The organism is Flavobacterium sp. ARAG 55.4, assembly GCF_051846875.1.
Taxonomy (GTDB): Bacteria; Bacteroidota; Bacteroidia; order Flavobacteriales; family Flavobacteriaceae; genus Flavobacterium; species Flavobacterium plantiphilum.
The window spans coordinates 1-13949 of the sequence record NZ_JBPYCT010000015.1; the positions used below are offsets into that span (position 1 = coordinate 1).

Genomic DNA, 13949 nt, shown 5'->3' on the forward strand with positions numbered 1-13949 from the left:
GCCGATGTAGCTCAGCTGGCTAGAGCAGCTGATTTGTAATCAGCAGGTCGTGGGTTCGAGTCCCTCTATCGGCTCAAAAAACCATCTAATTTTTTTAGATGGTTTTTTTGTTTTTAGACTTTGTGTTAGTTGATATAAAAAAAATGCCGTCTGTAATCAAACAGACGGCATTTCTTATTATTTCGTGTTATTTATTTGAAATTATATTTTTATCGGTTTTTCTGCAGTAAATATAAAATAAAAACCGATAAGTATAAAAGGAATGCTTAGCCATTGACCTGTAGAAAGTAACCCTAAGGCGTTTTCAAAACCACCCTGGCTCTCTTTAACAGATTCCACTACCATTCGGACTGAAAATAATAATACTAAAAACAATCCAAATAAAAATCCTGATTTTTCTCTGGTTTCTGTTTTCCAGTATAGGTAAAACAGAATTGCAAATACAAAAACGTAGCAAAATGCTTCATATAATTGTGCCGGATGTTTAACAGGTACCTGAGCTAATAAGTTAGCGAATTTAGGATTTGTAGCAATGGCTGTGTAGGCTTCTTTCGGGTTTGGAATCTGTGTAGCATTTACAGCATCCGCTTTGCTGAAATAATCGTGAATAAATTTTACACCAAAAGCAGAGTTAGTTTCTTTTCCAACAATTTCTGAATTGAAAAAATTACCAAGTCTTACAAAGATGGCACCACTCGCTACAGCGATTACCACACGGTCTAAAATCCAGAGCAAAGGTCTTTTTAAGATTTTTTTGCTGTAATAATACATGGCAACAATTATTGATATTGCTGCTCCATGGCTTGCGAGTCCCTGATATCCTGTGAATTCAAATTTAGGTGAAAATCTGAATGGTAAAAATATTTCAAGAAGATGGTTTCTGAAATATTCCCAATCATAAAATAAAACATGTCCTAAGCGGGCACCAATGAGTGTAGCAAGAACTGTCCAGACAAATAAAGAATCCAGTTTTTCAAGAGATTCATTTTCACGTTCAAAAATGTTTTTCATAATGTACCAGCCTAATCCAAAGGCAACTACAAACATTAAACTGTAGTATCTAATTATAAAAAAGCCTAAGTCGATACCTTCTGAAGGATTCCAAACGATATTTAAAGCGTGTGTCATGTATTTTTTTTTATATGTAAAAGTAAATATTTTAAGTAAAACCGGTACTAATTAAAGGTTAATGTTTGTGACTGTTTCTTTTTTCAGGAACGGGATCGTAACCGCTTTTGCCCCATGGGTGACAGCTAAAGATTCTTTTTAGGCCTAAATAGCTTCCACGGAAAAGACCATGAGTTTTTAGAGCTTCAATCATATAAGCAGAACACGTGGGTGTGAATCTGCATGTTGCCGGCGTTAGTGGCGAAATGACTAGCTGGTAAATTCGCACCAAAATTACAAACGGCAAGATGATGATTTTTGAAAACATTTTTGCTATTTATGAAATGATTTTAAATTATAATAAAATATTCTCACGTATGATTTTATAAAATCAGATGCTAAAACTGGTTCCTTCTTTGCTGTCTTTAAGTTGAATTCCTAAAGCTGATAACTGGTCTCTAATGTGATCAGACATGGCAAAATCTTTATCGGCACGTGCTTTATTTCGCATGTTTATTAGCATGTTTATGGTTCCTTCCAATTTGTCATTGCTGCTGTCGGCTGTTTTTTGATTCTCTAATCCCAGCACATCAAATACGAAAGATTCCATTGTTGTTGAAAGAATTTCTAAATCTGCAACACTGATTGTTTCTTTGTTTTCTTTTAACAGATTGACAAAACGTACCCCTTCAAATAATTGGGCGATTAAGATTGGGGTATTAAAGTCATCGTTCATCGCATCGTAGCAAAGTTGTTTCCAGCCTGCAATATCAACTGTACTATTGCCTGCGGTTTTTATTTGCTTTAGCGAATCAATGGCTTCCATTAGTCTTTTATATCCTTTTTCTGCGGCCATAATTGCTTCGTCCGAAAAGTCAAGAATGCTTCTATAATGTGCCTGCAGCATAAAAAAACGCGCTACTGAAGCTGAAAAAGCTTTGCTGAGAATATTGTTTTTGCCTGATAGAATTTCTCCGGGTAAAATATTGTTTCCTGTAGATTTAGCCATTTTTTTACCGTTTAAAGTAAGCATGTTGGCATGCATCCAGTAATTGACAGGAGTTTGTCCGGTGCAGGCTTCATTTTGAGCGATTTCACATTCGTGGTGTGGAAATTTTAAGTCCATTCCGCCTCCGTGAATGTCAAAATGATTGCCAAGATATTTGGTACTCATAGCAGTACATTCTAAATGCCAGCCTGGAAAACCATCACTCCATGGAGAAGGCCAACGCATGATATGTTGCGGTTCAGCTTTTTTCCATAAAGCAAAATCCTGTGGGTTTCTCTTGTCTGATTGACCGTCAAGGTCTCTTGTATTGGCAAGCATATCTTCAATATTACGGCCACTCAATCTTCCGTAATGATTGGTTTTATTGAATTTTACCACATCAAAATAAACAGAGCCATTTGCTTCGTAGCCAATTCCTGAATCAATTATTTTTTTGATGATTTCAATTTGCTCAATAATATGACCTGTTGCGGTAGGTTCTATACTTGGAGGTAAAAAGTTAAATGCTTTTAGAATTTCATGAAAATCTACAGTATAACGCTGTACTACTTCCATTGGCTCTAATTGTTCTAATCTGGCTTTTTTAGCAATTTTATCTTCTCCTTCATCAACATCATCCACAATATGCCCCACGTCAGTGATGTTTCTGACGTATCTTACTTTATAACCCAAATGAATAAAATATCTGAAAATAACATCAAAAGACATAAAAGTCCTTAAGTTTCCAAGATGTACATTACTGTAAACTGTGGGTCCGCAAACATACATTCCAATGCTTCCTTCATTGATAGGTACAAATAGTTCTTTTTCTCCTGAAAGGGAATTGTATATTTTTAGTGTTTGAGTATTGTAGATTGACATGTTTTGTTTTTTGTGAGCTGTTTTTCAGTTTGTTTTCTTTTAAGAAAGGACTGAGTTTTTATGCAAATAACAGTGTTTGTTAGAATTTAGTTTCTAATTTGATATAGTCTAAAAATTCTCTTCTGCATTGTGCTTCTTTGAATTTTCCTCCAAATTCAGATGTTACAGTGCTACTTTCAATATCGCTGATTCCTCTGGAGTTTACACAAAGATGTTTGGCATCAATAACGCAGGCTACATCTTCAGTTCCTAAAGCTTGTTGTAATTCCTGAACAATCTGCATAGTAAGACGTTCCTGTACCTGAGGTCTTTTAGAATAATATTCTACAATACGATTCATTTTGGATAAACCTATTACAGTACCATTAGAAATATAAGCAACATGAGCCCGGCCAATAATAGGTAATAAGTGGTGTTCACAGGTAGAGTAAACAATAATATTTTTTTCCACCAGCATTTCACCATATTTGTAGTTGTTGTCAAAAGTAGAAGCTTTTGGTTTTCTGGCAGGGTTTAATCCACCAAAAATTTCTTTTACAAACATTTTTGCTACACGATTAGGTGTACCTTTTAAGCTGTCGTCGGTAAGATCCATTCCAAGAGTTAAAAGAATGTTTTCGACATCTTTTTTTATTTTTTCAATTTTTTCATCATCCGAAATGGCAAAAGCGTCTTCACGCATTGGATTTTGTGCACTTGAACCAATGTGATTGTCTCCTATGGAATCGTGCAGTTCTTCATTTTGTATCATTAAATACTACTGTTATAATGGGTGTATATTTTTAAGGCTGTAAAGATAATTAATATAAACTAAAGAATTTCTATAGCTTTTAATAAAAAAATAGGCGCTCTTAGGTGTTATTTGTGGTATTATTTAAAATCACAAAGACAATAACTTTTATAATTCGTTATTGTCTTTGTCTTGTGTTTTTAAAAGAAGGTTCTTGTTTTATCTTGCATTGTATGTTGCAATAGCATCTTTTAATATATTAACTGCTTTTGTTAAATCTTCCTTGTTAAGGACATAAGCAATACGTACCTGATTTAAGCCCATTCCCGGAGTGGAATAAAATCCTGCCGCTGGAGCCACCATCACGGTTTCGCCATTTAGATTATAACTTTCTAATAACCATTGTGCAAAAGTTTCGGTGTTGTCTACCGGAAGTTCGGCAATGCAATAGAATGCAGCTTTAGGCGGCGTTACTTTTACACCTTCAATTTTATGTAATTCGGTTATTAAAGTGTCTCTTCGCTCTTTGTATTCTCTGATTACTTCGTCAAAATAACTTTGCGGTGTGTCAATAGCTGCCTCACAGGCAATTTGTTCAATAGTAGGCGGACATAAACGTGCTTGCGCAAATTTCATTGCGGTTGCAATAACCTGTTTGTTTTTAGTAACCATGCAACCAATACGAGCTCCGCACATGCTGTAACGCTTAGAAACCGAATCAATCATAATTACGTTTTGTTCTAAACCGATTAGATTCATTACCGAATAATGGAGGTCTTTTTCATCGTAAATAAATTCGCGATAGACTTCATCAGCAATTAAAAACAAATCGTGTTTTTTTACTAATTCACCTAATTGCTGAATTTCAGATTCTGAATATAAATTTCCAGTCGGATTACTTGGATTACAAATTAATATAGCCTTAGTTTTAGGAGTTATTAATTTTTCAAAAGCTTCAATGGAAGGCAGAGTAAAACCGCTTTCAAAACTTGAATTCACAGGGATTACAGTAGCACTTGATTCTTCTGAAAAAGCATGATAGTTTGCATAAAAAGGTTCTGGGATGATGACTTCATCTCCCGGATCCATAATACTTCCTAATGCAAATAACAAAGCTTCAGAGCCGCCAGTAGTAATCATAATGTCAGTATGGTCAACTCTTACATTTTGATTGGTATAAAACTGAGCTAATTTTTTACGATAACTTTCATAACCTGCCGACGGACCATATTCAATAATGTCCATTTTTATGTTTTTAATGGCTTGAATGGCTATTTCTGGACTTTTTATATCGGGTTGACCTATGTTTAAGTGGTATACTTTCAGGCCTTTTTTGTTAGCTATGTCAGCAAATGGTGCCAATTTACGAATTGGCGATTCAGGCATTTTACGGCCTCTTATTGAAATCTCAGGCATCTTATATAAAAATTTGCTACAAATTTGCGATTTTTTTTTTGAACTATGTCACTATCGATTTACAATTTGAAATTATATCATTTTATAAACAAGAAATTTATTAACTTTATAGAAACAGCCTTGCGATGAAAAAAATTATCTTATTTTTTTTGCTCTTTGGTTTTGCGATTTCAGCTTTTTCGCAACAGGACTTTCAATTTAAAAATACAAAAAGTAATAAAATCAGAGTTCCTGTAAAAATAATTAATAATTTAGTTTTTATTCCCGTTAAGGTAAATGGTGTTGAGCTTCTGTTTTTGTTAGATTCCGGCGTTGAAGAAACTATTTTATTTGGGCTGGAAGATACTAAAGAACTTAACCTGAATCGTGTTGAGAAAATAAATATCAGAGGATTAGGGAGTAATGAAGCAGTTGAAGGGCTTAAGTCCGGAGGTAATTTATTGGAAATAGATAAATTACAGTCTGAAAATCATATGTTGTATTTAGTTTTAGATCCATTATTTAATTTATCCGCTTTTGTTGGCATTACAGTCAATGGCATTATTGGTTCGTCAGCATTTAAAAATCATTTGATTGAAACAGATTATCGAAATAAAGTAGTTTTCTTTTATAAAACCGACTCTAAATATCACCATAAGATTGAAAAAAAATACTCTAAAATCCCCATTTTTATAGAGAAAAACAAACCTTATATCAATTCTTTGGTGTGGATGGACAGGGATGAAGTTAAGGCGAAACTGCTTATCGACAGTGGTAATAGTGATGCAGTCTGGCTTTTTGATCAGCTTTCCGATAAAATAGATGTACCGCAAAACAATTTTTATGATTATTTAGGACAAGGCTTAAGTGGTACAGTGGAAGGGAGGAGGGCTCGAGTGGTTAAGTTTTCGATAGGTGATTTTCAGTTTGATTTCCCTGTTGTGGCATTCCCTGATGCTGCTTCTATAAAAAATATCAGTTTGCAGTCTAATCGATTAGGATCATTGGGAGGAGCTATTTTGAAACGGTTTTCGGTTGTTTTCGATTATAAAAATAGCTGGCTGTATTTAAAGAAAAATAAATCTTACAAAACTCCTTTCTATTATAATAAAAGCGGAATTGAGATTTGGTATACAGGTTTGCAGTTAGTGCCGCAAATGGTTATTAGTATGAACAATTCAATAGTTATAAGTGGTGAAGCTAATAAATCCGCTAATAAATACCGACTGGAGTTAAAGCCTGTTTATGAAATTGGTTATGTCCGGGAACAATCGGGGGCTTTTGAGAGTGGTCTTAAAAAAGGGGATCTTTTAGTAGCTATTGACGGAAAACCAGCATATAATTTTTCGTTATCGGAAATTAATTCTCTTTTATGGTCCGAAGAAGAAATCTGGATAGAATTAAGTATTCAGAGGGATGGAAAACTGATGGATTTCAGGTTTCGGTTACTTAATGTTTTATAAAAAAAATGCTTCCTGTTTTAAGAAAGCATTTTGAACAAGTTTTAAAGAGAAACTACTTCGCCTTTTATTTTCAGAGGAATTCTTCCTTCGTGATAATTGATGGCATTTGATTCTACTGTTATTGTTTTTCTGATTGGTCCGGGAGTCATGTCATATTTTATATCAATTTTGCTCGATTTTCCAGGTTGTACTGTTTCGTTTTGTTTTGATAAAACAGTGCAGTTGCTTGTGGAATGAACAGAATAAATGAGTAACGGAGCATCACCGGTATTGGTGTATTCAAATGAGCGAATACCATTGTCGTCTTTTTTATTGACAGTTCCGTAATCAATGGTATTATTTTGGGCTTTAAATTCTATTTTAGCTCCTTTTTGAGCAAATCCTATACCACTAAATAATAAGATTGCTGCTAATGTGGCTATTTTTTTCATGGTTGTTGGTTGTTTAAAAAGTAAATATACTTTGTTTTAATTAGTGCACAAATTTTTATTTCTCTTTTTATAGTGTACTTTATTATTTACTTTTGTTCCCGAATTAAAATACAAAAATCAGACCAAAGTAAATGGTTTATTTGTTGATGTGTTTATTTGCTAATATGGTAGTTGTTTGCTGTTTAGCTCTTTAGCCGCATCTGCAAATTGACAAATAAACGAATCAACATAGAAAAATGACAATTCCCGCACAATTTGACGCTAAAACAATAGAGCAAAAATGGTATGATTACTGGATGAAAAACAACTATTTTCATTCGGAACCGGATCATAGAACACCTTATACCATTGTAATTCCTCCGCCAAACGTTACCGGAGTTTTACATATGGGGCATATGTTGAACAATACTATTCAGGATGTCTTAATAAGAAGAGCCCGTTTAAAAGGATTTAATACCTGCTGGGTACCTGGAACAGATCACGCTTCTATTGCAACAGAGGCTAAAGTTGTGGCAAAATTAAAAGCAGAAGGAATCAACAAAAACGATTTGACCCGCGAAGAATTTTTAAAACATGCCTGGGAATGGACTGATAAATATGGCGGAACAATTCTTGAGCAGCTTAAAAAATTAGGTGCTTCCTGCGATTGGGAACGTACTAAGTTCACAATGGATCCGGATATGTCAGCTTCTGTAATAAAATCGTTTGTTGATTTGTATAATAAAGGTTTGATTTATCGTGGTTATCGCATGGTAAACTGGGATCCGGAAGCTAAAACAACTTTGTCAGATGAAGAAGTTATTTATGAAGAACAACAAGGGAAATTATTTTTCTTAAAATATAAAATTGAAGGTTCTGAGGAATTTTTGACTGTCGCTACAACTCGTCCGGAAACTATTTTTGGAGATACTGCCATTTGTATCAACCCAAATGATGAGCGTTTTACACATTTGAAAGGTAAAAAAGCAATAGTTCCAATTTGCGGAAGAGTAATTCCGATTATTGAAGATGAATATGTAGATGTAGAATTTGGAACAGGATGTTTAAAAGTGACGCCTGCGCACGATATGAACGATAAAACTTTGGGTGAAAAACACAATCTTGAAATCGTTGATATTTTTAATGAAGATGCAACTTTAAATAGCTTCGGATTACATTACCAAGGAAAAGACCGTTTTGTGGTTCGTACTGAAATTGCAAAAGAGCTGGAAGAAATTGGGGCTTTGGCAAAAACAGAAATCCACTTAAATAAAGTGGGGACTTCTGAAAGAACAAAAGCGGTAATCGAACCAAGATTATCGGATCAATGGTTCTTGAAAATGGAAGAATTGGTAAAACCAGCAATCAAATCCGTTTTGGAAGATGGTGATATTAAATTGCATCCAGCTCGTTTCAATAATACGTATGCGCATTGGTTAAACAATATTCGCGACTGGAATATTTCGCGTCAATTATGGTGGGGACACAGAATTCCGGCTTTCTATTACGGAGACGGAAAAGAAGATTTTGTTGTTGCAGAAAATATCGAAGATGCTTTGGCATTAGCCAAAGAAAAAACTTCAAACTCCCAACTTCAAACTTCTGACTTGAGACAAGATGTTGATGCATTAGATACTTGGTTTTCGGCGTGGCTTTGGCCAATGTCCGTTTTTGATGGAGTTGTAAATCCGGAAAACGAAGAATTTAAATATTATTACCCAACAAACGACTTAGTTACAGGTCCGGATATTTTATTTTTCTGGGTTGCGAGAATGATCATTGCAGGTTACGAATATGCTGGCGAAAAACCATTCACTAATGTATATTTAACAGGTTTAGTTCGTGATAAACAACGTCGCAAAATGTCTAAATCATTAGGAAATTCACCTGATCCTTTGGATTTAATTGAGAAATTTGGTGCAGACGGAGTTCGTGTAGGATTGCTTTTAAGCGCTTCTGCCGGAAATGACATTATGTTTGATGAAGAATTATGCAATCAAGGAAAAGGGTTTTCGAATAAAATTTGGAATGCTTTCAAATTGATTAAAGGCTGGGAAGTTTCAGATTCTATTCCGCAACCGGAATCATCAAGAGTAGCTATCGAATGGTACGAAGCTAAACTGCAACAAACTTTAGTTGATATTGAAGATAATTTCGAGAAATATAGAATTTCTGATTCATTAATGGCTATTTATAAATTGGTTTGGGATGATTTCTGTTCTTGGTTTTTAGAGATGATCAAACCGGCTTACCAACAGCCAATTGACAGCGTAACTTTTGCGAAAGCAATCGAAATGTTAGAGAGTAATTTAAAATTACTTCATCCTTTCATGCCATTCTTAACAGAGGAAATTTGGCATTTAATTGCCGACAGAACCCCGGAAGAAGCTTTAATTGTTTCAAGCTGGCCGGAAGTAAAATCATTTGATGTAAAGTTAGTTACTGATTTTGAAAATTCAATTGAAGTAATTTCAGGAATCAGAACGATTCGTAAGGACAAAAATATTCCGTTTAAAGATACCATTGAATTAAAAGGAATCAACAGCGAAAATGTTTCAACTTATTTTGATTCGATTATAACGAAATTAGGAAATGTTTCCGCTTTCGAATATGTTTCTGAAAAAGTAGACGGTGCATTGTCTTTCCGGGTGAAATCAAATGAATATTTTATACCTATTACAGGAAATATCAATATCGAGGAAGAAATCGAAAAATTGAATGCGGAGTTAGTGTATATAAAAGGATTTTTAAAATCGGTGCAGGCTAAATTATCAAATGAAAAATTTGTTAACGGCGCACCGGAAAAGGTAATTGCTAACGAAAGACAAAAAGAAGCGGATGCTTTAGCTAAGATTGAAACGATTGAGCAAAGTTTAGCTGGATTAAAATAAAAAAAAACACCTTTTTTTATTACAAAAGCCAAAGTGGATTTTAGGTTTACTTTGGCTATTATTTTTTAGGATAATACTAGTTAAAGTAATTTAAATATTCTTTTTTCTTACCTAAAATGTCTTTTTATCGACAAAATTAACAGATTAACTATTTTAAGTTTTTTTTAACATTTCGTTCATTCATTTACATTTAACTTTGAAAGTCTTATTGTTAAAACGTATACTTAATGATAGGAAGAATGATTTCAGATTTCTTTTTTTTTTGAAATTTTTTTTATTGGTATTCAAGTTCCTCAAGCTTGTTTTTTAACCTAAATATGTTTTTTTCATTACTGGAACAAATGTAATTATTAGATATTGGTTAAATTTTATTGTCTTAGACCAATTGATTGATCGCTTCATGTACTATTTTATGAAGTTTATTTTATGAAGGTTTTCTTCCCCTAATCTGAAAACTTAGTTTTAACCGGTTTATTTTTTTAATCATTAACAACTATTTTTTTAAATAGCTTTTTAATGGTGGATATGGAGTGTCACTTATTTTTAAGATTACATTTCATCTATACCTGGATTTTCTTGTGTGATAAAGTTTTTTCCAAATTTCAATTTTAAATAAATTCTATGATATAGAAATACTTTAATTCATTTATAAGTAGTGCAATGCAATTTTAAATTTTAGGGATATGATTCTCAAAAAAATATCATGGAATGTAGCAGAAAATGAGATTGTTTGAGCTTAATCAGTTCGTTTTTTTTGCTGATAAAGTATTGAAAAATAGATTGATAATAATATTATTTTTAGAATTTTCATTTTGAAGCTTAATAATGAATTAAAATTAAAGGTTATGAAAAGCATTATTCTTTCCAATTTTCACCCTATCTCAGTTGGTAAATTATTTGAGCAAAAAAAGCTTAATCAGTATACTAAATTTTTATATTATCATTTTCAGAATACTCCTGTAGCTATGCGTTCTCATGAAATTAATGAAGAAAAAGTTAGTTTTGATTTTATTTCGGATCAGGTTGATAAGTATTCTGTTTCTTCTGAAAGTATTAGCAAAAGACAGATTATTATTTTTGAAGAAGTAAAAGAATTTATAGAAAAAATCATGGAAGTTACTTCTCCTATGGACTATCATTTTCCTGAAGGATTCGAAGTTAAGGAAGGAAAGTCTTTTGGACCTAAAATAGAAGTGAGAATGGAATGGTTTAAAAACAAAATGAGGTATGTTTTTGATCAGTTTTATTCAAAAAATGACAGTAGACCTGAAAATCTGATCCATGTTACCTGCTCAGGTTATTCCTCTCCAAGTGTTGCTCAGGAAGCTGTTATAGCAAGAAACTGGAGTAGTGTTCAGGTTACTCATTCTTATCACATGGGGTGTTATGGTGCTTTTCCGGCTATTCGTACAGCCAGTAGTCTTATAGCTGCAAGTTTAAATAACGGAAGAGCTGATGTCGTTCATACAGAATTATTGTCTGTCCATTTAAACCTGACTGAATTTTCTCCGGCAAATACCATGATTTGTTCACTTTTTGCCGATGGTTTTATAGGTTATTCATTATATGAAGAAGCATCATTTATGAATGATAACTCCATTTATGAAAAAAGAGGTTTGCGTATTTTAGCTTTTCACGAAGTTATTATTCCAGATTCATTAGAAGATATGTCCTGGGATTTAGGAGAATATAATTTTTTAATGACACTTTCTAAAAGAGTTCCGGTTTTTATACGCAAAAATATTAAATCCTTTCTGGAAACTCTTTGCGGAAAATGCGGGGTAAATCTCGACGAACAAAAATCAGAAATGCATTTTGCAATACATCCGGGAGGACCTAAAATTATTGATTATGTGGTTAGTGAAATTGGGATTTCAGAAAATTTAGCACGTTGGTCGTATGAGGTGTTAAAAGAGCATGGTAATATGTCCTCGGCTACAATACCTTATATATTAAATAATATTATTAATGATTCTGCTATTAAATCCGGAACTATGGTTGTTGCTATGGCATTTGGTCCCGGGCTTACAGCTACTTCATTATTATTAGAAAAACTATAAGTATTTATGGTAAACAACATATAGTTTTTTGTCTTTGGTAAATTAATTTTAAAGATTTAAAATAAAATTTATTTGATGAACTAAAAAAGTTCATATTGTTTCATACAATTGGATTTTTGTATTGATCCTTACTTCATGAATGATGAAGATCAAACTTTTTTTACAGGTTTTCTTACCCCCTGAATCTGAAAACTACTGTTTCTAACCTCCACATTAGTATAATATTTAAAAATAGATTTTTTGGTGTTAGTATGCGATATGCTTTTTTATAAAGGTATCGGATAATGAAGGACTACTTCAGAGTATTACTCTTTGAAGATTACGTTTTTTAGGCATTCCCCAAATTTTTTTCAATTTCCTATATAATAAAAACTTATGAAATATAAATACTTTATATCATGGAAAAGAATACGTTTTTTAAACTTTTAGATGTTTTATCTATTAAAAGAATAGGTGGCCTGATAGAAAAAAGCATTACTTCTAAATTAAATTCTTCAAAGTTTAATGGTGAAAATTGGATTGATTTTTTAACAAAATTATGGAACAGCATTTGGTATCGTCCAAGTGTTTTTCTCTCATTTTTGTTTGTAATTCTGATGATAACTCATACGTTGCAGGCTCAAAATATCAAAGGAATTGTGCCGGTTCAGTATCCGCTTACCGGGTCAGGTGTTGATGGTGATGCCTGGGCACACGAACCTATAGGAACCATATATGAGAATGTAGGAGATTTATTTGACAGGGTTAATGCAGGAAATCCTGTTCTGGATCCTGTCAATCATGGAGTTCTCGATTTTACTAATGGTAACCTGTTATATCCTGGTTTTACTTTTTTTCTGCAAGATCGATATGTTAATGATTTAAGCATATTTACTTCCTCTAATAAAATAAATGATAATCCTAATACCTATACCTGGGGAGCCGGATCTTCTCCAAATAAAAATGAGATTCAGAATGCCGGAGCTCATTTTAGTTACGGAAGTGCTTCAGTAACCGGAGGAGAAAGTATTGATGGAATATCATTTGTTAATGGTACCAGCAGGTCTGGAAATCCTACAGATTTGTGGTGTCTTTTTGCAGGTGATCGCCAGGTAACTAACGGAAGTAGTTATATTGATTTTGAATTTTTACAAAAACCGCTAACAATATCCGGTGCGACTTTTGGACCTGTAGATCCTAATACAGGTGTAGCACCAATTACGGGAGGTAGTGGTTCATTTTCCAGCTTAGGTACCGATGGAGGGCGTACGGTAGGAGATGTTCTGATTACCATCGAATTTACGCAGGGTGGTGGCGATGCTACTGTTGTAATTAGGGTTTGGAAAGCTAAAGCTGGTGGTGGATTTGAATATGTTGTAGTTCCCAATAATACCTTTCCCGGTAATATTTTTTGTACGAACAACAGTGTAACGACTACAGTGCCATTTGATGCTTATGGAGTTAATCCGGGGACTTATGCCCCTAACCAATGGGCTGAAGGAGCAATTAATTTAACAGAAGTATTTAAAAATACCAGTCCAAGTGATCCCTGTTTTAATATTAGCACATTATTTATCAGAACAAGATCTTCCGGAAATTCTGCTCAATCAGAATTGAAAGATTTTCCCGGAGCTCCTATTCAGTTGAATTTGGATTTGATTCCAGTGGCTAATGCCGGAGCAGATTTTGCTATGACCTGTATTACAAATCCAAATGGTAAAGAAATTGGGGAAACGCCGGAAGCAGGATTTACTTATTCCTGGTTGCCAACTACAGGTTTGAGCAATCCCAATATTGCTAATCCTGTTGCTAATCCTTTAGTAAATACCACTTATACTGTTACAAAAACTAAAACAGGTACAGTATGTAGTGCAACTGATAGTGTGGATGTGACAGTAAATAAACCAACTGTGGTTGCGGTTGCAGGAACTGATTTTGCTAAAACCTGTACTATGAATGCTAATGGGGGTACAATTGGGGAAGCATCAGCAGCGGGTTATACTTATTCCTGGAGTTCTATGCCTGCTGGTTTTAGTTCTTCATT

General features: G+C 33.7%; 9 protein-coding genes, 1 tRNA gene and 1 pseudogene. 5 read left to right on the top strand and 6 right to left on the bottom strand.

Features of this window, described 5'->3' with window-relative positions; all coding sequences use genetic code 11:
- Window positions 1–74: transfer RNA gene (locus ACSV4D_RS15530), tRNA-Thr, on the top strand.
- 127 nt (window positions 75–201) lie between these two features.
- On the opposite strand, the gene lgt is transcribed toward ACSV4D_RS15530, so the two are convergent.
- The 5 genes from lgt to ACSV4D_RS15555 form a co-directional block, all read right to left on the bottom strand.
- Entirely contained in the window at window positions 202–1128 is a 927-nt protein-coding gene (lgt, locus tag ACSV4D_RS15535; RefSeq protein WP_439228989.1) for a prolipoprotein diacylglyceryl transferase, read from the bottom strand.
- A 58-nt stretch (window positions 1129–1186) separates the two neighbouring features.
- On the bottom strand, window positions 1187–1435 hold the full coding sequence (gene yidD, locus ACSV4D_RS15540) for a membrane protein insertion efficiency factor YidD (RefSeq protein WP_439228990.1): 249 nt from the start codon (window positions 1433–1435) through the stop codon (window positions 1187–1189).
- 63 nt (window positions 1436–1498) lie between these two features.
- The gene (cysS, locus tag ACSV4D_RS15545) at window positions 1499–2977 is read right to left on the bottom strand and encodes a cysteine--tRNA ligase (protein ID WP_439228991.1); all 1479 of its coding nucleotides are present in this window, start codon (window positions 2975–2977) and stop codon (window positions 1499–1501) included.
- A gap of 79 nt (window positions 2978–3056) precedes the next feature.
- Complete coding sequence (gene folE, locus ACSV4D_RS15550) at window positions 3057–3728, bottom strand: GTP cyclohydrolase I FolE (RefSeq protein ID WP_408082449.1); 672 nt, start codon at window positions 3726–3728, stop codon at window positions 3057–3059.
- A 198-nt stretch (window positions 3729–3926) separates the two neighbouring features.
- Window positions 3927–5123 carry a pyridoxal phosphate-dependent aminotransferase gene (locus ACSV4D_RS15555; protein WP_408082450.1) on the bottom strand — a complete coding sequence of 399 codons (1197 nt, stop codon included), beginning with the start codon at window positions 5121–5123 and terminating at the stop codon, window positions 3927–3929.
- Between the two features lie 125 nt (window positions 5124–5248).
- Between ACSV4D_RS15555 and ACSV4D_RS15560 the strand changes: the two genes are divergently transcribed.
- On the top strand, window positions 5249–6565 hold the full coding sequence (locus ACSV4D_RS15560) for an aspartyl protease family protein (RefSeq protein WP_439228992.1): 1317 nt from the start codon (window positions 5249–5251) through the stop codon (window positions 6563–6565).
- 41 nt (window positions 6566–6606) lie between these two features.
- Here the strand turns inward: ACSV4D_RS15560 and ACSV4D_RS15565 are convergent, their stop codons facing one another.
- Entirely contained in the window at window positions 6607–6996 is a 390-nt protein-coding gene (locus tag ACSV4D_RS15565; protein ID WP_408082452.1) for a DUF1573 domain-containing protein, read from the bottom strand.
- Window positions 6997–7232: 236 nt separating this feature from the next.
- On the opposite strand from ACSV4D_RS15565, the gene ACSV4D_RS15570 reads away from it, so the two are divergent.
- The 3 genes and pseudogenes from ACSV4D_RS15570 to ACSV4D_RS15580 form a co-directional block, all read left to right on the top strand.
- Window positions 7233–9866, top strand: coding sequence for a valine--tRNA ligase (locus ACSV4D_RS15570; protein ID WP_439228993.1), 2634 nt, complete (start codon window positions 7233–7235; stop codon window positions 9864–9866).
- 845 nt (window positions 9867–10711) lie between these two features.
- A complete protein-coding gene (locus ACSV4D_RS15575; RefSeq protein WP_439228994.1) occupies window positions 10712–11926 on the top strand; it encodes a 3-oxoacyl-[acyl-carrier-protein] synthase III C-terminal domain-containing protein in 1215 nt (404 codons plus the stop codon).
- 398 nt (window positions 11927–12324) lie between these two features.
- Window positions 12325–13949 (top strand): annotated as a pseudogene (locus ACSV4D_RS15580) (hypothetical protein); the annotation flags it as partial.